General features: G+C 50.8%; 27 protein-coding genes. 24 read left to right on the top strand and 3 right to left on the bottom strand.

Going from position 1 to position 20,188, the window contains the following annotated elements:
* Window positions 1-38 precede the first annotated feature (38 nt).
* Both serA and AC0YNW_RS14440 read right to left on the bottom strand, forming a co-directional pair.
* Window positions 39-1,631, bottom strand: coding sequence for a phosphoglycerate dehydrogenase (gene serA / locus AC0YNW_RS14445; protein ID WP_475832565.1), 1,593 nt, complete (start codon window positions 1,629-1,631; stop codon window positions 39-41).
* Window positions 1,632-1,853: 222 nt separating this feature from the next.
* Entirely contained in the window at window positions 1,854-2,762 is a 909-nt protein-coding gene (locus tag AC0YNW_RS14440; RefSeq protein ID WP_475832564.1) for a hypothetical protein, read from the bottom strand.
* Window positions 2,763-2,840: 78 nt separating this feature from the next.
* On the opposite strand from AC0YNW_RS14440, the gene AC0YNW_RS14435 reads away from it, so the two are divergent.
* Window positions 2,841-3,434: a CPBP family intramembrane glutamic endopeptidase gene (locus AC0YNW_RS14435; RefSeq protein ID WP_387473792.1), complete on the top strand. Its 594-nt coding sequence runs from the start codon at window positions 2,841-2,843 to the stop codon at window positions 3,432-3,434.
* On the top strand, window positions 3,431-3,667 hold the full coding sequence (locus AC0YNW_RS14430; RefSeq protein WP_475832563.1) for a hypothetical protein: 237 nt from the start codon (window positions 3,431-3,433) through the stop codon (window positions 3,665-3,667). The genes AC0YNW_RS14435 and AC0YNW_RS14430 overlap by 4 nt, the downstream gene beginning before the upstream one ends.
* On the opposite strand, the gene AC0YNW_RS14425 is transcribed toward AC0YNW_RS14430, so the two are convergent.
* Entirely contained in the window at window positions 3,657-4,487 is an 831-nt protein-coding gene (locus tag AC0YNW_RS14425; protein ID WP_475832562.1) for a polysaccharide deacetylase family protein, read from the bottom strand. The genes AC0YNW_RS14430 and AC0YNW_RS14425 overlap by 11 nt on opposite strands.
* A 167-nt stretch (window positions 4,488-4,654) precedes the next feature.
* Here AC0YNW_RS14425 and AC0YNW_RS14420 point away from each other — a divergent pair, with 167 nt between their 5' ends.
* The 22 genes from AC0YNW_RS14420 (at window position 4,655) to AC0YNW_RS14315 (ending at window position 20,187) form a co-directional block, all read left to right on the top strand.
* Window positions 4,655-4,981, top strand: coding sequence for a hypothetical protein (locus AC0YNW_RS14420; RefSeq protein ID WP_475832561.1), 327 nt, complete (start codon window positions 4,655-4,657; stop codon window positions 4,979-4,981).
* A gap of 205 nt (window positions 4,982-5,186) precedes the next feature.
* Window positions 5,187-5,801, top strand: a complete 615-nt coding sequence (locus AC0YNW_RS14415; RefSeq protein WP_475832560.1) for a genetic competence negative regulator — start codon at window positions 5,187-5,189, stop codon at window positions 5,799-5,801.
* Window positions 5,802-5,956: 155 nt separating this feature from the next.
* Window positions 5,957-7,195: a Glu/Leu/Phe/Val family dehydrogenase gene (locus AC0YNW_RS14410; RefSeq protein WP_387473780.1), complete on the top strand. Its 1,239-nt coding sequence runs from the start codon at window positions 5,957-5,959 to the stop codon at window positions 7,193-7,195.
* Window positions 7,196-7,210: 15 nt separating this feature from the next.
* Window positions 7,211-7,909 (top strand): glutamic-type intramembrane protease PrsW, encoded by a 699-nt coding sequence (prsW, locus tag AC0YNW_RS14405; protein WP_387473777.1) that lies wholly within the window; start codon window positions 7,211-7,213, stop codon window positions 7,907-7,909.
* A 46-nt stretch (window positions 7,910-7,955) separates the two neighbouring features.
* On the top strand, window positions 7,956-8,114 hold the full coding sequence (locus tag AC0YNW_RS14400) for a hypothetical protein (RefSeq protein WP_387473774.1): 159 nt from the start codon (window positions 7,956-7,958) through the stop codon (window positions 8,112-8,114).
* Window positions 8,115-8,213: 99 nt separating this feature from the next.
* Window positions 8,214-9,572, top strand: a complete 1,359-nt coding sequence (gene ypeB, locus AC0YNW_RS14395) for a germination protein YpeB (protein WP_475832559.1) — start codon at window positions 8,214-8,216, stop codon at window positions 9,570-9,572.
* A 95-nt stretch (window positions 9,573-9,667) separates the two neighbouring features.
* On the top strand, window positions 9,668-10,321 hold the full coding sequence (locus tag AC0YNW_RS14390) for a flagellar brake protein (RefSeq protein ID WP_387473769.1): 654 nt from the start codon (window positions 9,668-9,670) through the stop codon (window positions 10,319-10,321).
* 69 nt (window positions 10,322-10,390) lie between these two features.
* The gene (locus tag AC0YNW_RS14385) at window positions 10,391-10,585 is read left to right on the top strand and encodes a hypothetical protein (protein ID WP_475832558.1); all 195 of its coding nucleotides are present in this window, start codon (window positions 10,391-10,393) and stop codon (window positions 10,583-10,585) included.
* A 133-nt stretch (window positions 10,586-10,718) separates the two neighbouring features.
* Complete coding sequence (cmk, locus tag AC0YNW_RS14380) at window positions 10,719-11,423, top strand: (d)CMP kinase (protein ID WP_475832700.1); 705 nt, start codon at window positions 10,719-10,721, stop codon at window positions 11,421-11,423.
* Window positions 11,424-11,426: 3 nt separating this feature from the next.
* Window positions 11,427-12,002, top strand: a complete 576-nt coding sequence (locus tag AC0YNW_RS14375) for a lysophospholipid acyltransferase family protein (RefSeq protein ID WP_387473765.1) — start codon at window positions 11,427-11,429, stop codon at window positions 12,000-12,002.
* Window positions 12,003-12,079: 77 nt separating this feature from the next.
* On the top strand, window positions 12,080-13,315 hold the full coding sequence (rpsA, locus tag AC0YNW_RS14370) for a 30S ribosomal protein S1 (RefSeq protein ID WP_475832557.1): 1,236 nt from the start codon (window positions 12,080-12,082) through the stop codon (window positions 13,313-13,315).
* Between the two features lie 91 nt (window positions 13,316-13,406).
* Window positions 13,407-14,051 (top strand): YphA family membrane protein, encoded by a 645-nt coding sequence (locus tag AC0YNW_RS14365; protein ID WP_475832556.1) that lies wholly within the window; start codon window positions 13,407-13,409, stop codon window positions 14,049-14,051.
* On the top strand, window positions 14,051-14,968 hold the full coding sequence (locus AC0YNW_RS14360; RefSeq protein WP_387473758.1) for a YIEGIA family protein: 918 nt from the start codon (window positions 14,051-14,053) through the stop codon (window positions 14,966-14,968). Before AC0YNW_RS14365 ends, AC0YNW_RS14360 begins: the two co-directional genes overlap by 1 nt.
* On the top strand, window positions 14,961-15,140 hold the full coding sequence (locus AC0YNW_RS14355; RefSeq protein ID WP_387473755.1) for a capping complex subunit for YIEGIA: 180 nt from the start codon (window positions 14,961-14,963) through the stop codon (window positions 15,138-15,140). The genes AC0YNW_RS14360 and AC0YNW_RS14355 overlap by 8 nt, the downstream gene beginning before the upstream one ends.
* Before the next feature lie 78 nt (window positions 15,141-15,218).
* Window positions 15,219-16,541, top strand: a complete 1,323-nt coding sequence (gene der, locus AC0YNW_RS14350) for a ribosome biogenesis GTPase Der (RefSeq protein WP_475832555.1) — start codon at window positions 15,219-15,221, stop codon at window positions 16,539-16,541.
* A 12-nt stretch (window positions 16,542-16,553) separates the two neighbouring features.
* Window positions 16,554-17,153, top strand: a complete 600-nt coding sequence (plsY, locus tag AC0YNW_RS14345) for a glycerol-3-phosphate 1-O-acyltransferase PlsY (protein WP_475832554.1) — start codon at window positions 16,554-16,556, stop codon at window positions 17,151-17,153.
* Between the two features lie 6 nt (window positions 17,154-17,159).
* Complete coding sequence (locus AC0YNW_RS14340; protein ID WP_475832553.1) at window positions 17,160-18,194, top strand: NAD(P)H-dependent glycerol-3-phosphate dehydrogenase; 1,035 nt, start codon at window positions 17,160-17,162, stop codon at window positions 18,192-18,194.
* Window positions 18,195-18,269: 75 nt separating this feature from the next.
* Entirely contained in the window at window positions 18,270-18,545 is a 276-nt protein-coding gene (locus tag AC0YNW_RS14335; RefSeq protein WP_387473743.1) for a stage VI sporulation protein F, read from the top strand.
* A gap of 138 nt (window positions 18,546-18,683) precedes the next feature.
* The gene (locus AC0YNW_RS14330) at window positions 18,684-18,863 is read left to right on the top strand and encodes a DUF2768 family protein (RefSeq protein ID WP_387473740.1); all 180 of its coding nucleotides are present in this window, start codon (window positions 18,684-18,686) and stop codon (window positions 18,861-18,863) included.
* Window positions 18,864-18,913: 50 nt separating this feature from the next.
* A complete protein-coding gene (locus AC0YNW_RS14325) occupies window positions 18,914-19,210 on the top strand; it encodes a 2Fe-2S iron-sulfur cluster-binding protein (protein ID WP_387473738.1) in 297 nt (98 codons plus the stop codon).
* Window positions 19,211-19,228: 18 nt separating this feature from the next.
* Window positions 19,229-19,855: a nucleotidyltransferase family protein gene (locus tag AC0YNW_RS14320; protein WP_475832552.1), complete on the top strand. Its 627-nt coding sequence runs from the start codon at window positions 19,229-19,231 to the stop codon at window positions 19,853-19,855.
* Complete coding sequence (locus AC0YNW_RS14315; RefSeq protein WP_475832551.1) at window positions 19,840-20,187, top strand: 2Fe-2S iron-sulfur cluster-binding protein; 348 nt, start codon at window positions 19,840-19,842, stop codon at window positions 20,185-20,187. Before AC0YNW_RS14320 ends, AC0YNW_RS14315 begins: the two co-directional genes overlap by 16 nt.
* The last annotated feature ends 1 nt before the right edge of the window (window position 20,188 follow it).

The following is a 20,188-nucleotide window of genomic DNA, read 5'->3' as shown; positions in this document are numbered from 1 at the left end:
TTGAAGGTTACCGATTAATCTTGTTGTTCGTGAAACAATTAGGGCAGAATGATTTCTTTCGCTGTGTTAAGCTCAAGCATGCTTGTCAATTGCAGGAGCACTTCCTTCGGCGTTCCTTTGTCTACACGCAGAACCATGATCGCCGATCCGCCCTCAAGCTGACGGCCAACCTGCATCGTAGCGATGTTGACATCGTTGTTGCCAAGCAGCGTACCAACGCGGCCGATAATGCCCGGTTTGTCATTATGCGAGATGAGAATCAGATTGCCCTCTGGCGTAACATCGACAGGGTACTTGTCAATTTGAACGATACGAGGACCGTAGCCTGTGAGCAAAGTGCCCGCTACGACATGTTCTTCTTTCTTCGTGCGAAGAGCTACTGTCACCAGATTCGTAAAGTCTTTCGATGCATGTGACTTCTGAATAACGATGTTCACATCGCGAATTTTCGCAAGATGCATGGAGTTGACGACGTTAACTTGCTCTTGTCCAAGATGATGGGACAAGACGCCGCGAACGATATAACGTGTAAGCGGCTGCGTATCGACTTCGGCAAGCTCGCCTGAGTAGCTGACGACAATTTCTTGTACAGCACCCTCTGTCGATTGGGCAATGAAGCTGCCGAGCTTCTCGCCAAGCGTGAAGTAAGGCTGCAGCTTGCTTTGAAGATTAGCCGGAATCGGCGGCATGTTCACGGCATTCATGAATGGTTCGTTGCGCAGAATATGCAATACCTGCTCCGATACGTCGATCGCTACGTTCTCTTGCGCTTCGATGGTGGAAGCACCAAGATGCGGTGTTACGATAATTTTCGGATGCTTCAGGAATGGATGGTCCTCAGCCGGTGGCTCAACTTCGAATACGTCGAATGCCGCACCAGCAACGATGCCTTGGTCAATGGCATCAACGAGTGCAATTTCATCAATAATACCGCCGCGTGCACAGTTGACGATCCGCATACCCGGCTTCATGACAGCAAATTGCGCTTTGCCGATCATATGGCGTGTCTCTGGCGTAAGCGGTGTATGGACGGTCATAAAGTCAGCCGCACGGACGATATCGTCTACACTGGCCAGCTTGATGCCGAGTTTTTCGGCACGCTCTTCGGTCATGAACGGGTCATAACCCATAATCGTCATGCCGAACGCTTTGGCGCGCTTGGCTACTTCGCTGCCGATGCGTCCCATGCCCAAAACGCCAAGCGTTTTGTTGCGAAGCTCGACGCCGAGGAAGGACTTGCGGTCCCAAGTGCCGCCGACTGTTTTCATGTATGCTTGCGGAATATGACGCGCAACAGCCATCATCATGGCGAATGTGTGTTCACAAGTTGTAATCGTGTTGCCGTCCGGCGCATTAATGACGATGATGCCGCGCTCTGTAGCGGCTCCCAGATCGATGTTGTCGACACCGACACCAGCTCGTCCCACCACTTTCAGCTTTTTGCCGGCTTCCATAATTTTGGCAGTGACTCGAGTTTGGCTTCTAACAAGCAACGCATCGTAACCGCCAATGATTGCTACTAATTCGTCTTCTGTTAAACCAGGATTCTTGTCGACAATAATGTCAGTCGCTTCGACAAGCTGTTGGATCCCAAGATCGCTGATAGGATCGGATACTAGCACTTTGTACATGTAAAACAGGCCTCCTAGAATTGGCGTCGCACGCGGCCACGCTATAATTATGAACAGAAAAACCCTCGGCCCGCACCGCTCAAGAGCATCGGGTCGAGAGTTCAGTCTACGAACGAGTTGGACTTTACTATTTTATAGCATTAGCGCGGTCAATTGCAATGCTGAAACTTGCTCATTTGTGAAATTTTCGTTATGATTCAAGCACAACAGGAGGGAATGCTGTCATTCCGAGTAGAAGAATGGCAGTTGCGGCAGCGTCTCAGATTGATAGAATCTGGCTTTATTCGCGTTGAAATCTCCCGAATCGACAGCTCTTGTGTTGAGCAGAAGATCGACAATGCCGCCGACTGTTTTCAGCTTCATTTTTGATGCTTGTCCCGAACGGATGAACTCATCGACTCGACTTGTCAGATCTTGCGGCATAAAGCCGAATAGCTCGCCGCGTTCGTTCAGATAGGAGACAACAACCATATTTTTGACGATTAGCGAAAGCTTGTCCCATTGCTCTACGCTCATTGGCGCTGCTGCTTTGTAGGCAGCGGGAATGACCGGATCAACGGAGGCTGCCCACTTCTGCATGGCTTCATAATAAGCCTGCTGAGCGGCCAGTGATTCACCAACAGCGGATTTATAGTTTGTATCGCTTTGAATTTGTTCCAGCAGTTTGGCGGGATCATCCGTCTTGTTAGATGCGGCTTTGGCTGCGGCGTCTTTGAAGTACTTCAGACTTCTGATATAGGCTACCTGGGCCTCCCCTAGCAGAGGGGACTTCTGCATATTGAAGGAACTGGCTTCATCCGCTTTCTGATCAGCCAGCTTCGCCAGATTCTTGAAGGCGGAACCGGCATCGAGATTGCCGCTGCGTAATAGCTTGTCCGCTACAGCGAGCCATTCGGTCTGAAATTCACGGTAAGGAGAAAATACGGTAAGATAGAAGGATACCAGTTCTTGCTGTTGATAAGGTGTAGTGACTTCGCTTTTTTTGCTAGCTTCTGTCTTAGCCGTATATTTGGCCTCTGCCTTCTCTGTGCCGATCTGTATGCCGTAGAAGAAAGCACCTACTGCGAATACAAGCATAAAAACAAATCCAACGCTAAATAACATGGCTGTGGTCGTTAATCGTTTTTCCATAATAAATCTCCTTCTATGTATCAATTATGTAAATACTTATGTAAGCATAACTATTACCCGAGAGCGAGGCGCGCAGCAATGAAAAAATTCGACATACGCAACATACGCGTGCGCAAGGTTAACATTGACGAGATTGATGACCGTATGCTACTTATTAACTTGTATGCTACGCAGGCGCTTACTCTTATTATCGGTATCATATGGATTTTATTTCAGCGTCAAAATTTATTGGATGTTTTGGCCATTCCGAAGCAATTGGAATTCCTCGTGTGGGGCGTCGGACTAGCCGCTGCGGTGATCGCAGTGGACCTGCTTATTTCCCGCTGGGTACCCGAGGAAGCAGCCGATGACGGCGGAGTGAATGACCGTATCTTCCGCACCCGGCCTATCTGGCATATTGCGCTTATTTCCTTTGTGGTTGCCGTATGCGAGGAACTGCTGTTCCGCGGCGCGATTCAGCATGCCATCGGTCCTTATTGGACAAGCATCGTATTCGCAGCCATTCATGTCCGGTATTTGCGTCACTGGATTCCGACAGGCCTTGTATTCTCCATCAGCTATGGCCTCGGCTGGATCTATATTCAGAGCGATACCTTATGGGCGCCGATTGTTGCGCATTTCGTCATTGATTTTGTTATGGGTATGATTATTCGATTCAGGAGGGAGCCATGAGCAGGAAACAAAGACATAGCCGTACATCCAGACCCCATCAACCAGAAAAGGCAGGTGACATGACGAATGCCGCGGCTTCGCAGGAAGGCGAGCCGCTGAAGCTTCCGCCAAGGCGCAAGAAGTTTCCTTCTAGTCTCCATAAAGTGAACAAATGGTATTATAATTTATTGTTTGTTCTATTTCTTTGTCTCGTCGCATTTCTGTTCTGGTACGGCAATACATTCAGTTCGTAAGCTCAATCGTTGCCGGATCGATGAACGTATAGCCCTCGGCTTCAATCTTGCCGAGCAGCTCATCAAGCGCTTCGGCCGTCCATGGCAGCTCATGCATCAAAATGTTGGCGCCGGGATGGAGCTGGTCCATTACATTGCGGATAACCACTTCCGGTTTGTCCCGCGCGGAGCTGTCCCAATCCAGCGAACCATTCGACCACGTCATGTACAGCATGCCGTGGTTTTTTGCGATTTCTTTGACGGAGTCCCCGCCAGAGCCGAACGGCGGACGGAAAAACTTCGGTGTTTCGCCCGTCAGTTCCTTGACCATGTTCTGCACGCTGGACAGCTGCTCTTCCACAACCGCCGTCTCTTCGTTCTTCAGATTTATATGGTCGTAAGAATGATTACCGATTGTGCCGCCCCGCTCATGGATAAGCTTTAGCAGCTCTGGATGGGCTTTCACCCGATAGCCGTTGACGAAAAAAATCGCTTTGGCCCCATGCTTGTCGAGCGTGTCGAATAAGCTGTTAATTAGTGTCTCGTCTTTGGGACCGTCATCGAAGGTGAGAAGGACCGCTTTTTTGGGAGTCGCTTCGTCAATGGGTACAAAGCGGTAGACTTCATTCATCCGGTACAGGGGTTTTGCTTCTATAGCCGGTTCTGGCGTTGCAGACGGCTCCGGCGTCGGCGTGACGGTTGCGGCAGCCGAGGGGGAAACCGTTGTCTGATTGGACAAGGCTGAAGAAGCGTTGTTACCGTTATGGTCAGCGTTGTTTGCGCATCCCGCTAACACGGCGGTAAGCAGGCAAAGTAGCATTAATTGTTTTTTGATTGTCATGTTAGTCTCCTCCGGCAATAAACGCGATTGGTGTCGATTTGTATTTTTATTCTACCATAACTTCATGTTGCACTGGCGTGGTGCTTCCTTATTTTATACAGAATGGCGTTCTGCGCATACGGCTACACTACTGATGAAAACAGAGCATGAAAGAGGTGTTCAGCCTTATGAAATTAAGCGGATTGTTGTTTGGTGGAATTATTGGCGCAGCAGCGACCATCTATGTAGCGAAGAAGAAACCCGCAACCGTTGCATGGGCGGCGGGTGCAATGTCCGATATGTGTTCGGGCATCGTCCGCAAGACCGTGGCAAAAATGGTGAATACTGATTGGAAGAAAGAGGCGGTGGTCGGATTATCCCCAAAGCCTTCAGACGATACCGCCGAAAAATCCGCAGCCGCTTGGGAACAAATTGAAGCCATTGTGGAGACTGATCCTTCCCTGAAGCGCGAGGTCAATAAAATCAAAGCGGAATCGTCTGCCATGTCTCATTGACGTTCATTACTCGGTTGCAAGAGTCGATCAGGCGCCAATCCATTCTGGAATGCTGCTTGATCGATTCTTTTTTTCATTCGAATTTCGTGCATTCATGCGTAAGACATGATAAAGTAATTACATATCGGTATGAGTCCATTTTATTCACAAGATGGGGATTGATTCATACGCTATTACGACAGATGCTGCAAAGGAGGATCCTGTCATGAAAATCGAGCGACTAAGTCAGGACAGAATACGGATTTTCCTGACGTTCGACGACTTATTGGAACGTGGGATCCATAAGGATGATATGTGGCGCGAGCCGCCTAAGCTTCACGAACTGTTTTTGGAGATGATGGAACAGGCCTATACGGAGCTTGGCTTTGACGCCAGCGGTCCGCTCGCAGTTGAAGTGCTGGCAATGCCGGCGCAAGGCATGGTCATTATTGTAACCCGAGGCAAATCCGGTGGGGCAGGGGATGAGCATTCGAGAGAAGACGATGATATGGAAGACGATATATATGATATGGAAGTGACGATGGAGCAGACAGATATCGTGACGTATGCATTCCGCGATTTTGAAGATGTGATATCGGCCGCCAAGCAATTGCAATCGTCGAAGCTGACAGAAAGCGGAAGACTGTACTCTTATAATGACAAATGGATCCTTGTACTGGAACCAAGTCAGGTGGAGGCGTCTAAGCATCAGGCTGTCATCGCATTGCTTGCGGAATATGGGGAAGCAACTTCCGTCGCGCATGCCATGCTGGAGGAATATGGAAAGGTTATCATGCCTGAGAATGCCGTAAAGGAAATTTGTAATCATTTTCTTTTTTAAGGAAAGGAATCACCGATCGGGAACATCCGAAGGCTATGCCTGATGATGTTCTTTTTTCATCCTTGCTAACCAGAACAGGAAAGCAAACCGGAATACTCAGCGGGTGCGGAGTTCATATTAGTGGTAGATGAGCCGAAGGGGACAGGATGGGTGACATGATGAATGATGTGCTGCAAGCTACTCAAATCGTAATCGAACAAGCGCTAAGAAGATTGGGATACGGGGACGATATGATCGAATTGCTGAAGGAGCCGATGCGGCTGCTTACGGTACGTATTCCTGTGCGAATGGACGACGGTACGACTCGCGTATTCACAGGCTACCGTGCCCAGCATAATGATGCGGTGGGACCTACCAAAGGAGGCGTCCGCTTCCATCCGGGCGTGACGGAGAAGGAAGTCAAAGCTCTGTCTATCTGGATGAGCCTTAAGTGCGGTATTGCCGACCTCCCGTATGGAGGCGGCAAGGGCGGCATTATATGCGATCCGCGCAAGATGTCCTTCAGGGAACTGGAGCGGCTCAGCAGGGGCTATGTGCGGGCGATTAGCCAGCTCGTAGGGCCGACCAAGGATATTCCGGCGCCCGATGTGATGACGAATTCGCAGATTATGGCTTGGATGATGGACGAGTATAGCAGAATCAGAGAATTCGATTCCCCCGGCTTTATTACGGGCAAGCCCATCGTGCTGGGGGGCTCCAAGGGGCGTGAGACGGCAACGGCGCGCGGTGTCGTCATTATGATTCATGAGGCGCTGCGCATCAAAGGGATCGATATCAAGGACGCCAGAATCGTCATTCAAGGCTTCGGCAATGCAGGCAGTTATCTTGCCAAATTTATGTATGAGGCAGGAGCTCGCGTAATTGGTATTTCCGATGTGAACGGAGCGTTGTATAATGAAGAAGGGCTCGATATTCCGCATTTGCTTGATCGAAGAGATTCCTTCGGCAATGTGACGAATTTGTTCCCTAATACGATAGGCAATGAACAATTGCTTGAGCTTGAATGCGATGTGCTCGTTCCGGCAGCGATTGAGAATCAGATTACGGAAGCCAATGCGGATCGGATCCGCGCTTCCATCATCGTGGAGGCCGCCAATGGCCCCACCACCCTCGAAGCAACCCGCATCATTTCAGACCGGGGCGTGCTCCTCATTCCGGATGTTCTCGCCAGCGCGGGGGGCGTGATTGTGTCCTATTTCGAATGGGTTCAGAACAATCAGGGTTATTACTGGGACGAGATTGAGATTGACCAGAAGCTCAGGCAGATGATGATACGCGGCTTCGAGAACGTATACGACATACATCTGACCCGCAAGATCGATATGCGCCTCGCAGCTTATATGGCAGGCGTCCGCAAGATGGCGGAAGCTGTCAGATTCCGCGGGTGGGTGTAGGAAAGCAGGTTAGGCATGCTTTTGTTTTCATTATTGACGGCAGCGATTGCTCCGGGCGTCTCGCTGCTGACTTATTTATACCTGAGAGACCGCTATGATGCCGAGCCTATTCATATGGTGCTTCGCATGTTTGTGTTGGGCGTACTCGTTGTGGTGCCAATAATGGTGTTGCAGCGCGGTTTTCAGATTTGGCTCGGCGACGGACCGATTGCCGCTGCTTTTGTGCAATCCGCCTTCGTCGAAGAGTTTCTGAAATGGTTTGTTCTTTACCATGTGATCTATAATCATACCGAATTCGACGAGCCCTATGACGGAATCGTCTACGCGGCTTCGATCTCGCTGGGCTTTGCGACAATGGAGAATGTGTTGTACGCAATCTATACACCGTCTTCCTTCGGCACCCAGATTATGCGCGCGCTGCTGCCCGTATCCGGCCATGCGTTGTTCGGCGTCATGATGGGGTACTATCTGGGCAAGGCCAAATTCGCAGTGGAGTCCAAGACGAAGCTGTTTTTGGTCATTTCATTGCTGCTTCCTATTATGCTGCATGGCTTGTATGACTGGATCATCATTGCGACAAAGCATGATTGGATGTGGTTCATCGTTCCGTTCATGGTGCTGCTATGGATGTGGGGCTTACACAAGATGAACCGAGCCAACGCGAGATCGCCTTTCCGATTCGGCAGCCAGCATGAGGATGAGGTTAAATTGTAGCGCTTCCGTCTATACTGGATCGTATATCGCGATTCAGGAGGTACCTATGGAAGAGGCGCGCGTAAAGGTAACGATTCGCTGCAACCTATGCGGCGAGAAGTTCGTACTCAGAGGCAGACGGGACAAAGGTTCGATCGATACAGGCTTCAAGCAGTGCATTTGCAATAATAGCAACGATCTGGACATTGAAGAACATTCCGTGTAATCCCTGTACGCTTCACGCAAAAGAATACAGAATATGCATAAAGCTCCTTTCCGCAATCCAAACTAACACCAGGTTTGGCATTAGAAAGGAGCTTTTTGCATGTATCGTAGACTTAGCTCAATTATGTTTCCGATTGTTGCCGTACTATTGATCGGCGCTGTATATTGGGGGTACCAGGAGCACCAAGACAAAAACGCGATTCTGATCAAGGCGGAGAATCAATATCAGCGGGCGTTCCATGATCTGACCTTCCATGTGGAGAAGCTGCATGATCAGCTTGGCAATACGCTTGCGGTCCACTCTGCCTCGACAGGCTCTCATCGCAAGGCGCTTGTGAACGTATGGCGGCTGACCAGTCAGGCTCAGAACGAGATCAGCCAGCTGCCGCTCAGTTACTTGCCGTTCACGGAAGCGGAGGACTTCCTTTCTCACATCTCCAACTTTGCCTACAAAACGTCAGTGAGGGATTTGACGAAGCAGCCTCTGTCGGACGGCGAATTCAAAACGCTGCAGACCCTATACCAAAAGTCTGATGAACTCGCAAAGGATTTGCAGCAGATGCAGCGGGATGTGTTAACCAACAATTTGCGCTGGATGGATGTCGAGGTTGCAATTGCGTCGGACGCCAAGAAAGGCCATAACACGATTGTAGACGGATTGCGATCGGTTGAAGGCAAGGTTGACGGTTATCCGGAGATGGACTGGGGTCCGTCTGTCAGCAGCTTGTATCAGAAACGCACGATCAAGATGCTGAGCGGCAATAAGGTAGGTGTCGAGGACGTGAAGAAGAATGCAGCGGAGCTGCTAGGCATCCAGTCAGCCGATATTACGGTTCAAGAAAACGGGAAAGGCACGGATTATGAGTCTTATACTGCGGTTGCGTTCCCGGATGACCCGAGCCGCAAGGTACAGATGGATTTCACTTCTCACGGCGGCCAAATTACGTCGCTGATGAAGACGAGAGAGCTTGGAGGCAATAAGATCAGCTTCGAGCAAGCGAAGGCCTCTGCGGATAAGTTCCTGGAGGAGCATGGCTTCAAGGATATGAGGGCTGTGACATATGATATCTATCAGAATGCCGGTACCTTTACCTATGTCAGCTCGCAGAACGGCGTGCTGATCTATCCGGACAAGCTTACGGTAAAGGTGGCGCTGGATAATGGAGAGACGGTGGGATTGCAGGCTGGCGATTATGTGTATGAGCATCGCAGCCGTGACCTTCCAAGTCCCATTATGACGAAGGAAGAGGCCAAAAAAACGATTAATCCGGCTCTGAAGGTGACGAAGGAGCAGCTGGCGCTCATCGATGGCGAGCTGGGCGAGGAAGTGCTTTGCTACGAATATACAGGAAGCATTAACGGCACGATCTACCGGATCTATATTAATGCGGAAAACGGCGTGGAAGAGAAGGTTGAGAAGATGAGCGCAGAGGATCGCAAGGCTGCTGCTAACTCGTAATTAACGCGAAAATTCCCGACTAAACAAAGGAAAGTTCGATATAGCTCCCCTCCATTCGACATGCTATAATGTCTGATATATGGGGGGGAGCTATTTTGTTGCCAACGGTTAATCAAATGCTGTATTATCATATCGCTTCTTCCGACGAGACCGAAGCGGCGATCGAATACCGCTCCAGAATCGCCGACGAAGAAGAGGGAGCGTTACATATTGAATACCCGCTGCATGAGCAGACGGGCAGAACAAAACGGCTGTTTCTGGGAGACGAGCTGTCGGTTTATTTCCTATCGCCGGACGGAGTCAAGCATTACTTCGATTCCCATGTGACCGGATTCAAGGATGATGCGATCAGGCTGGTCAAGATTGTAAAGCCCGACCCCGAGCGCATGACGAAAGTGCAGCGCCGAAGCTTTCTCCGCGTGCCTGCCGAGCTGGAGCTCGCGGTGAAGCTATCGGAGCATGAACGCTTCGTTTGCCATACGGACGATGTGGGCGGCGGCGGTATTTCGTTCGTATGTGACGGCAAGTGGGCGCTTCAATCCGGCGGACTATTGGACTGCTGGCTGCTTGTCCCCTATAAGAACGGATCGATCGAGCATGTATCGTTTCAGGCGGAGGTTGTCCGGGTTAATGTCCTGGATTCCGGCCGCAAGCAATGCATGATCAAGTTCGTAAGCATCAGCGATTCCGAGCGCGGGAAAATCATTCGCTATTGCTTCGAGAAGCAGCTGGAGTACAGAAACCGGTAAATCGTTGTAATTCATATGCATAGCTTGGGACTGCGATCGGAATGCTATCCTCTATAGAGGAGGAATTCCATGAATCGTTTCATAGGGAAGAATCGAAGCAGAGGCGACTGGATTAGGCTGTCGGATTATCTAAGCAGCCTGTTGCTAAAGACCATTATTGCTTTGCTGCTGCTTCTTGCGATCTTCCAGCTTGCAATGCAGAATGACACAATCAGAGGCATGCTGACAAGCGCGGATCGGTGGGAAGGTACCCGCCTGAACTAGCGCTTGTCTTTTGCATCCGGGGCCATAGTGTGGTATAATTTTCACGTTCGCAGGCAATGCCTGCTTTTTCTTTGAAATGGCAGGAAGCATGTTTCATTGGGAAAGAGGCCGTCTTGATTTTAAAGGGGGTTGACTGTACGTGGCGTTGCAAGATGGTGACAGCGACCGAATCAATATTGCGATCGACGGGCCGGCAGGCGCCGGCAAGAGCACGGTCGCGAGAATGGTCGCCGGTCATTTGGGGTACGTGTACATCGATACAGGTGCGATGTACAGAGCTGTAACCTTAAGCGCGCAGCGCTTGTCTATTACAGCTGAGCAAGAGGCAAGGCTCTCGGAACTGCTTCGTACGACTCGAATCCGGCTTGAACCGGGTGAGAGGGGACAATCGATCTTCATTAATGACGAAGATGTAACGGGATTGATCCGATCGAGGGAAGTAACTCGTCACGTGTCCTACTTCGCCGCAAGCGGCGTCGTGCGTGAGGTGCTGGGCACCTTGCAGCGCGAATTGGCCGTTCAGAAGGGCGTCGTGATGGACGGGCGGGATATCGGCACACATGTGCTGCCTGATGCGGAATTGAAGATTTTCCTGACAGCGTCGGTGAAAGAAAGAGCACTCCGCAGATTTAAGGAGCTGCCGTCCGACCATGGGGGATCGCTCGAGCAGCTAGAAAGCGAGATTGCCGAGAGAGACCGATTGGACGAGCAGCGAGACATATCTCCGCTTATACAAGCGAAAGACGCAATCGAACTGGACAGCAGCAATATGTCTATCGATGAAGTTGTTGCGGCAATCGTAAAATTAAGCAGAACCAAATTGGCGGAGGCGAAGTAAACTATGTTATACGTCATATTTAGGTTTTTGCTGAGAGTGATTTACACGGTGCTGTTCCGTCTGGAGGCCAGAGGCCTGCATCACATACCTGCTGAAGGGCCCGTTGTATTGGCATCCAATCATATTAGCAATCTGGATCCGCCTACAATTGGAGTCAAGGTGCCGCGCAAAGTGTATTTCATGGCTAAGGAAGAGCTGTTCAAGATCCCTGTGCTTGGTCCGCTTATCCGTTCATTCGGCGCATTCCCGGTCAAACGGGGCGGCGTCAGCAAGGATGCGATCAAGTCCGGCATTACGCTGCTTAAGGAAGGCAACGTAATGGGCATATTCCCGGAGGGTTCACGCAGTAATGCAGGAGCGGCCAAGAAGGGCGCAGCCATGATCGCCTTGCGAAGCGGCGCGACCATTGTACCGGTAGCCATCGTCGGCGGCTACAAGCCTTTCAGAAAGACCAAGGTATGTTATGGCAAGCCTATTATTATTACTGAAATTATCGATACATCATCGCCGGATGCTTTGGACCAAGTTACAAATGTGATGATGGTCCGAATCGCGGACCTGATCAAGGAAAATCAATAGTTATGTTTTAAATGCCGCAAAGCGATTGCCAAGCGGATTTAAATAAAGTTGGGGTATGAACTGAGGAGGTTATTTCAATGTCAGAAGAAATCAATGTGCAAGAATCCGTCGCGGAGGAAGTAAGCCAAGACGCGCTAGACAATTTCGTTTCTTTGAAGAAAGGCGACTCCGTAAAAGGTACTATCGTCAAAATCGAAGATAACCAAGCTTACGTAAGCCTTGGATATAAATATGACGGTGTCATTCCGATTCGCGAGCTGTCCCCTGTACAGCTTGAGAACGCAACGGATGCGGTTCAAGTCGGTCAAGAGGTTGAACTGAAAGTCGTTAGCATCGACGACAACAAAGAGAGCCTGGTTCTCTCCAAGCGCCTTGTAGACGGCGAAAAAGCATGGGAAGAGCTGCAAAGCCGCTTCGAGTCTGGTGAAGTATTCGAAGTTGTAGTAGCTGACGTGGTAAAAGGCGGTTTGGTAGCTGACGTTGGCGTACGCGGATTCATTCCTGCGTCCATGGTTGAGCGTCATTTCGTTGAAGATTTCAGCGATTACAAAGGCCGCACAATTCGCGTAAAAGTGAAAGAGCTTGACTTGGAAAACAAAAAAGTGATTCTGTCGGCAAAAGAAGTGCTTGACGCAGAATTCGAGCAAAACAAACAAAAAGTAATGGCTTCCCTGGAAGTTGGCCAAGAGCTGGAAGGTACAGTTCAACGCCTGACGCCATTCGGCGCATTCGTAGATATCGGCGGCATCGACGGCCTGGTTCACGTTTCCGAGCTTTCCTGGCAGCATGTTGCACATCCGAAGGATGTTGTAGCTGAAGGACAATCGGTACGCGTGAAAGTGCTAAAAGTTGATCCTGCTGCCGGCAAGATCAGCCTGAGCGTGAAAGCGGCTCAACCGGGTCCTTGGGACACGGCTGCTAGCCAATTCAATGTTGGCGACATTGTTACAGGCACCGTTCGCCGCATCGTGACGTTTGGCGCGTTCATCGAGATCGCTCCTGGCGTAGAGGGTCTGGTTCATATCTCTCAAATCGCTCACCGTCACATCGCTACTCCGCACGAGGTGCTGAGTGAAGGGCAAGAAGTTCAAGCGAAAGTGCTTGACTTCAATGCTGCTGAGAAGCGCGTATCCTTGAGCATCAAAGAAACAGAAGAAGCTCCAGAGCAGCCAACACCGGCTCCAAGATCGGAACGTGCGCCTCGTTCTCCGAAAATTGAAGAAATCAACAATCCGAACGTAAGCTTGAACAGCTCCAGCATGAGCTATTCCCTGGGCGAGCGCTTCGGCGACAAGCTTAGCAAATTGAAATAATAGATAGGCATAAAGGCTATTCCTGCGCTATGAGCGTGGGAATAGCCTTTTTTTGTTGGTGCATAATAGGGTTACATGAGGTGATTGCGAAATGATACCAGGTTATATCAGTGTATTGCTGCTGCTAATTGTTTCGATATTATGGGCTACAGGCTGGAAGGATGTTTTTGCACCTCATATGCGCACAGGGTGGACCGTTACGATTACGCTTGCCATCGCTGCACTGCTGATATTTCCATTGTGGTCATCGCCATTTAGCAGTGAACCCGCCGTCCAGATCCATGCTTCGGCATGGTTGCTGATGACTGTCTGTGCCATTATGTTATGGCGTTTCGCAAAGGAGGGTCAGCGAGGCTACTTGATGTTATGCGCGCTCATGCTTGCGATCGTGTGGGGTAGCGCTAGAAGCTTATATTCACATGAATCGATGTTTTACTGGATGGATCCGGTATGGGATATGCCCCTCTTGGCGGGTCTATTATGCGGTGCGTTCACATCGGACAGCAGACATCAGCTTGTGCTTGTGGTATGGGGGGCAGCGCTTGGCGACTTCGTAGAGGCCATGTTCCGAGACGGCGTCATCCAGGCCAGGATCGGTTCATGGGAGTGGTGGGATAGCGTAACGATTGCCTTCTGCTCGGCAGTTGCGGTGACGGTGCTTCTGAGGGCCGGACGTGCTATTGGTTCCAGAATAGGTGCGGTATGGCTGCATCTGAGAGGAGGGCGTTCATCATAATGCTTGCTCTGCTAAAGGAAAATCACCATCTCGTCGGTGTCTTACTCGGCATCGTATTCGGAGTCATTGCCAGACTGCTTATGCTGAAAACCGACTATCGTCAATACCCAACCTACCCGCATGGTCGAATCATTCATATCTCGCTTGGGGTAATCGCTGCAGCTCTAGGCGCTGTTGCCGTACCGGCATTGATGGGCAAGGATTATACGGCCATCACTTTCCTGACGCTGGCCGCCCAGCAGTTCAGAGATGTTCGCAAGATGGAACGGGAGACACTAACGAAGATTGATAGTCTGGAGCTTGTGAGCCGTGGGGCTACTTATATTGAAGGCATTGCGATGGTGTTCGAAGGGCGCAATTATCTAGTGATCATGTCGGCGCTTCTAACCAGCCTTTTCTCTATTGTGATTAACGTATGGTTTGGCATTGCAGCAGGATTGCTGTCTTTGATTATTGTCTTTAAGCTGAAGTCGGGTCATAAGATTGCCCATATTGCTTCTGTCGAAATTGCGGAGGTTATTGTCGATGGACCTGACTTGTTTGTGTCGGATATCTACATTATGAATGTAGGTCTAAAGGCTAACCAGGACATCATCGCGAAGCGCGGCATTGGCTATATTCTGAAGCCTACCAATCCCAATAGCAAAGTAACGCTCAGCAATATGGGGCAGCGTCAAGCGATTTTATACGATCTTGCCACTATTTTAGGGGTTTATCGGGATGACGGCGAGCCGGCTCTTATTCCAATGGCCAAGCTGGATATGAATGACGGACGGTTAGCTATCTTCATGCTTCCGCAGGAGAAGGACGCGGAGAAAGGACGGGAAATCATTCGGGCCGTGCAAATTTTGGAATCAGCCGTGCGAATGCCGACAGAAGCCAAGGTGAACGAAAAGGAGGCGGGGGAGGTTGGCTGATATTGTTGCCGTTGTGTCCGTCCATCCTGATGAGGTAAAGGGCGGTGCGCCGATATTTATTGCGCCTGATGCCAGGAAGCTAGAGGAAATTGCCTTCCTTTTGGAGAAAATATTGGATGCAAGCGCGCATGACTTGAAGAACGGTACGATCATTCTCGTCGACCATCATTAACATGAAAAGTTAGCCAAGCGCGCTCTTTTTTGCTATGATGAGTAACGTGAGAATTGTTGAAGGAGTGAAAAACCAATTATGGCAAGACCCGTAATCGCCATAGTCGGCCGTCCAAATGTGGGTAAATCCACTATATTCAATCGAGTGATTGGCGACCGACTGGCTATCGTTGAGGATAAACCGGGTGTAACCCGCGACCGTCTGTATGGCACAGGCGAATGGAACGGCAAGCCGTTCAGCATTATCGATACCGGTGGGATCGAGATTGACGGCGAAGATGAAATTATGAAGTCGGTACGGATGCAAGCCGAGCTTGCCGTCGAAGAAGCTGATGTCATTATTTTTATGGTGGACGCAAAAATCGGATTGACGCTTGCGGATGATGAAGTCGCGCAGATGCTGTTCCGTTCGCGCAAGCCGGTCGTTGTGGCTGTGAACAAAGTGGACAATGAGAACCGGATGGATGAAGTGTATGAATTTTACGGCCTTGGCTTCGGTCAGCCGATCCCGATCTCAGGTTCTCATGGACTTGGCATAGGAGATTTGCTGGACGCAGCAACGGAGCTTCTTCCGGAGCTTGAAGATGACGGTTATGACGAAGACGTTATTCGCGTTGCGCTAATTGGCCGACCGAACGTCGGCAAGTCATCACTGGTTAACGCGCTGCTAGGTGAAGACCGCGTTATTGTGAGCAATGTGGCGGGTACGACGCGCGACGCGATCGATACGCCGTTCGAGCATGATGGAAAACGTTATGTGCTGATCGATACGGCAGGCATGCGCAAACGGGGCAAAGTCTACGAGTCGACGGAGAAATACAGCGTTATGCGTGCAATGAAGGCCATTGAGCGCGCAGATGTCGTTCTGGTACTGATTAACGGTGAAGAAGGCATTATCGAGCAAGATAAGCATATTGCCGGCTACGCCCATGAAGCGGGGAAAGCTTCGGTCTTTGTTGTGAACAAATGGGATGTCGTGGAGAAAGACGAGAAGACGATGCAGCAATTTACGCAAAGTATTCGTGATCATTTCTTGTTTATGACCTATGCGCCTGTCACCTATTTATCCGCACTTACCAAATCACGTCTCCATAAGCTGCTGCCCGTCGTTAATCACGTATCGGAGCAGCACGCGATGCGTATTCAGACGCATCTCCTGAACGATGTCGTGTCTGACGCGGTAGCCATTAATCCGCCGCCTTCAGACAAGGGCAAGCGTCTGCGCATTAACTATGTGACTCAGGTGGCAACCAAGCCGCCGACGATTGTTTGCTTCGTGAACGATCCGGATCTGATGCATTTCTCGTATGAGCGTTATCTGGAAAATAAAATTCGCGCTGCTTTCGACTTCGAAGGTACGCCACTTCGCATTTTCACGCGGCGCAAATCCGACGAGGACTAGGGGAGAGGCAGCTTGTTACTTAATATTGTCGCGGTTATTGTCAGTTATTTGATCGGAGCGGTATCATTCAGCATTGTTATTGCAAAATGGGTCAAAGGCATCGATATCCGCCACCACGGAAGCGGCAATGCGGGAGCAACCAACACCCTGCGCGTGCTTGGGAAAGGCCCGGCGATTGCTGTATTCGTGCTGGATATTGCCAAAGGCATCTTCGCTGTCTATCTGGGCCATACGCTTAGCGACAATGAGTGGCTTCCTGTGCTATGCGGTTTGGCAGCCATTGCGGGCCATAATTGGCCAGTATGGTTCAAATTCAAGGGGGGCAAGGGGATTGCGACGATGGTTGGCGTAGTAGCTACGCTATCTTTCCTGCCCGCACTTTACGCAGGCTTGATTGCGATTCTCCTGATTGTGCTGACGAGGTATGTTTCGCTCGGATCACTTGTATTCGCGGCTTTGATGCCCGTAAGCATCGCCTTGTTTAACTATTCGCTTCCGCTGCTGTGCGGCACGCTTGTTCTGGCGGTATTTGCATTCGTCAGACATCGTACCAATATTGTCAAGCTGCTGCAGGGAACGGAGAACAAGTTGGGTGTTAAGAAAGGAGCGTAAGCGTGCATGAGTAATCACAAGACTTCGAAGATTCGTCGTGCGGCCGTGCTTGTAGCCGGCAGCTGGGGTACCGCGCTTGCGTCGGTGCTGGCCGTCAACGGATTCCAGGTATCTTTATGGACCCGGAATGAACAGCAAGCGATTGAAATCAATACGAAACATCAGAACAGCAAATATCTCCAGGATAACGACCTTCCGCATAATATCATAGCGACCACTGATCTGGCTGAAGCGTTGTCTGGAGCGGAGATTGCTCTCTTCGTTGCTCCGTCGGGAGCCATGCGGCAGGTAGCGAAGGCAGCGGCCCCGCATTTGGAACCTGGCACATTATGTGTCCATGCGACAAAAGGTTTCGAGGAACATACGCTGAAACGAATGTCTACGGTTCTGGCGGAGGAATTGGGCAGACCGTCATCGGAGATCGTTGTATTGTCCGGCCCTAGCCATGCGGAAGAAGTCATTCGCAAGCAGCCGACTACCGTCGTTGTTGCGTCTGAGTCGCTGGCAGCTGCCGATCAAGCCCAGGACGCGCTTATTAACGGTACATTCCGTGTCTATACGAACAATGATGTCGTAGGCGTGGAGGTTGCCGGTGCGATCAAAAACATTATCGCTCTGGGAGCTGGCCTCAGCGATGGCCTTGGTTTTGGCGACAATGCGAAGGCTGCGCTGCTCACCCGCGGCTTGGCTGAGATTGGCCGGCTTGGAGCAGTGATGGGCGCGAATCCAATGACCTTCGCCGGCCTCGCAGGCGTTGGCGATCTTGTCGCGACGGGAACGAGCAAGCATAGCCGCAACTGGCGTGCGGGGTTTATGCTCGCAGACGGTACGCCGCTGGAGATCGTGCTGGAGAAGATGGTCATGGTGGTGGAAGGCGTACGCACGACACGTGCCGCTCACCAGCTGTCCAAGCAATTTGCAGTGGAGATGCCGATTACAACCCAGCTGTATGCCGTTCTCTTCGAAGGCAAGTCGCCTAAGGAAGCGGTTGAGAGCTTGATGGGCAGGCTGAAGACGCATGAGATTGAGCCAATAGGCTGACCCATTGCGCCTACACCAATAACCCGCCCTCCTCATATGATGCTAGAAGCTGATATTTGAGGAGGGTGAAATAGGTTGTCTAAAGGAATTCCCAAAGACGTGCTAAGCGCAATCAACAAAAAAACCGGCAAAACCATAACCGAAAACGCAGTCAAAAAACTTGCCAGCGGTGTGGATGCCGGAACCCTGCAAAATGAAGCGGAACTGCGTAAGCTGATTAAGCAGGTAGCGGATATGGCCAAAATGAAAGTGCCGGATTCTACCGTGAGCGATATTGTAAAAGCGATCAAGTCAAGCGGAGTAAGTCCGTCGAACTTGGAGGCGCTGGTTAAGATGATGGCGAAGAGATAACGGCATCGGACAAAAGTGGGCGATACGCCCGGGAGCTTCCCGGGCGCGAATCGCGAATACGCTTTTGTCCTTTTTTTTGCCTAATGCTATAATAGCCTGAGAACTTATAACGATACAGATGAGGAGACCGGAACCTGAATGGATGCAATGACGAAAATGTGGGTTTCTTTTCTCGGCATTGGACTAATGGCGATTGCAGCTTTTTTGATTACCTTTGCCCGAGTGAAGACAAAAGGCATACTTAAATTCGTATTATCTTTTGTTGCTTTCGTACTATTAATCTTCGGCTTTATTTATGGATTTTTCTCCATCCTGTAACAGAAGGCAGTACATACCTGATATGAAGATTAAAGGAGTTATATACGAACATGATTGAACTAAAGGGCAGAACGATCACCGCAACGGTGGAATCGGAATCAGGTCTGACCATATTGGACCATGCGATCAAACATAAAGTAGACTGGAGCTTCTCATGCACGCGCGGGACTTGCGCGCGCTGCCGCTGCCTGGTATCCGAGGGCGGAGAGTTTCTGGAAGAGGTAACAGACGAGGAATGGGATCGACTGGAACCGGAGGAGTTCGACGAAGGCTACCGCCTGGGCTGTCAGGCTGTGGTCAAGGAAGGCGCCGGCCGTATTGTAGCTGCTAACAAGACGTATTTCTAACATAAAAGGAGTGCCGGCATGATCATGGAAACAACAAGCGTGCATGAAGCGCTATCTACGATTGTACGCTTGGCCGGCAACACATCGTGGGTGCTCGGCGGGAGCGCAGCCTTGCTGCTTAGAGGACTTCAGCTGGGTGCTCCGCCGCGAGACATTGATTTGTATTGTGATGACGATGCTGCCAGCGCCATTCATGATGTGCTTAGCGGCTATGCGATCGATAAGCCCTCATTCAGCGAGACGGATATTTATCGTTCAACGCTTAGCCATTATCGGATCGGATCGATTCAGGTGGAATTGGTCGGAGGTTTCACCGTCCATGCACTGGACTGTTGTTATCAGATAAACGTAAAAGAAGTGCTGCTACCGTATGGCGAGGCGATGGAGCTTCATGAGCATACGGATGGAAAGCCGGACTATGTCCGAGTGGTGCCTTTAGCCCATGAGTTATGGTTCAATACGCTTAGGCAGCGGGAAGACCGCGTGCGCGTCATTGCGGAGGAGATGCGGAAGCAGCCTCTTGCTCATCGGCTTGCGCTCGAAGCCATCGAGGCCGGCAATGATTTTGCGGAGGATGTCGTCATCGATGTTCATGAACGGATAACGGGATCGCAGAAAGGAGAGCGGCCGTGGATGCGGAAGTGATTTTTTGGCCGGGCGGACGGGCGGTCAAGGTCAAACGAGGCACGTCTGTGCTGGACGCGTCGAGGCGAGCCGGCGTATCGATCGCGACACGCTGCGGAGGCAAGGCCGCATGTTTTATGTGCAAGGTTATCGTGCTGCCTGGAAGCGAGCTGCTTCCCATGGGAGACGAGGAACGGCGCAAGCTAGCCGGGTTGGAGGAGAAGAATATCCGGCTCTCCTGCCAGACTCGCGTGTCGGGCAAAGTAGAAGTGGAGCTTCCGCCAGACCCGCTGCGCGCGGCAGTCGCCAAAGCGCTGGCGCGCCAGAAGGAAGAGAACGACGAGCTCTGGTGAC

The organism is Paenibacillus sp. J31R120, assembly GCF_056269225.1.
Note: the sequence above shows the minus strand (reverse complement) of the source record. Positions and strands in the feature narration are given on the sequence as shown.

Bases quoted from the DNA above. Each gene is read 5' to 3' on its own strand.
- serA (WP_475832565.1), bottom strand. From the start codon at position 1,631: ATGTACAAAGTGCTAGTATCCGATCCTATCAGCGATCTTGGGATCCAA.
- AC0YNW_RS14440 (WP_475832564.1), bottom strand. From the start codon at position 2,762: ATGGAAAAACGATTAACGACCACAGCCATGTTATTTAGCGTTGGATTT.
- AC0YNW_RS14435 (WP_387473792.1), top strand. From the start codon at position 2,841: ATGAAAAAATTCGACATACGCAACATACGCGTGCGCAAGGTTAACATT.
- AC0YNW_RS14430 (WP_475832563.1), top strand. From the start codon at position 3,431: ATGAGCAGGAAACAAAGACATAGCCGTACATCCAGACCCCATCAACCA.
- AC0YNW_RS14425 (WP_475832562.1), bottom strand. From the start codon at position 4,487: ATGACAATCAAAAAACAATTAATGCTACTTTGCCTGCTTACCGCCGTG.
- AC0YNW_RS14420 (WP_475832561.1), top strand. From the start codon at position 4,655: ATGAAATTAAGCGGATTGTTGTTTGGTGGAATTATTGGCGCAGCAGCG.
- AC0YNW_RS14415 (WP_475832560.1), top strand. From the start codon at position 5,187: ATGAAAATCGAGCGACTAAGTCAGGACAGAATACGGATTTTCCTGACG.
- AC0YNW_RS14410 (WP_387473780.1), top strand. From the start codon at position 5,957: ATGATGAATGATGTGCTGCAAGCTACTCAAATCGTAATCGAACAAGCG.
- prsW (WP_387473777.1), top strand. From the start codon at position 7,211: ATGCTTTTGTTTTCATTATTGACGGCAGCGATTGCTCCGGGCGTCTCG.
- AC0YNW_RS14400 (WP_387473774.1), top strand. From the start codon at position 7,956: ATGGAAGAGGCGCGCGTAAAGGTAACGATTCGCTGCAACCTATGCGGC.
- ypeB (WP_475832559.1), top strand. From the start codon at position 8,214: ATGTATCGTAGACTTAGCTCAATTATGTTTCCGATTGTTGCCGTACTA.
- AC0YNW_RS14385 (WP_475832558.1), top strand. From the start codon at position 10,391: ATGAATCGTTTCATAGGGAAGAATCGAAGCAGAGGCGACTGGATTAGG.
- AC0YNW_RS14375 (WP_387473765.1), top strand. From the start codon at position 11,427: ATGTTATACGTCATATTTAGGTTTTTGCTGAGAGTGATTTACACGGTG.
- rpsA (WP_475832557.1), top strand. From the start codon at position 12,080: ATGTCAGAAGAAATCAATGTGCAAGAATCCGTCGCGGAGGAAGTAAGC.
- AC0YNW_RS14365 (WP_475832556.1), top strand. From the start codon at position 13,407: ATGATACCAGGTTATATCAGTGTATTGCTGCTGCTAATTGTTTCGATA.
- AC0YNW_RS14360 (WP_387473758.1), top strand. From the start codon at position 14,051: ATGCTTGCTCTGCTAAAGGAAAATCACCATCTCGTCGGTGTCTTACTC.
- der (WP_475832555.1), top strand. From the start codon at position 15,219: ATGGCAAGACCCGTAATCGCCATAGTCGGCCGTCCAAATGTGGGTAAA.
- AC0YNW_RS14340 (WP_475832553.1), top strand. From the start codon at position 17,160: ATGAGTAATCACAAGACTTCGAAGATTCGTCGTGCGGCCGTGCTTGTA.
- AC0YNW_RS14330 (WP_387473740.1), top strand. From the start codon at position 18,684: ATGGATGCAATGACGAAAATGTGGGTTTCTTTTCTCGGCATTGGACTA.
- AC0YNW_RS14325 (WP_387473738.1), top strand. From the start codon at position 18,914: ATGATTGAACTAAAGGGCAGAACGATCACCGCAACGGTGGAATCGGAA.
- AC0YNW_RS14320 (WP_475832552.1), top strand. From the start codon at position 19,229: ATGATCATGGAAACAACAAGCGTGCATGAAGCGCTATCTACGATTGTA.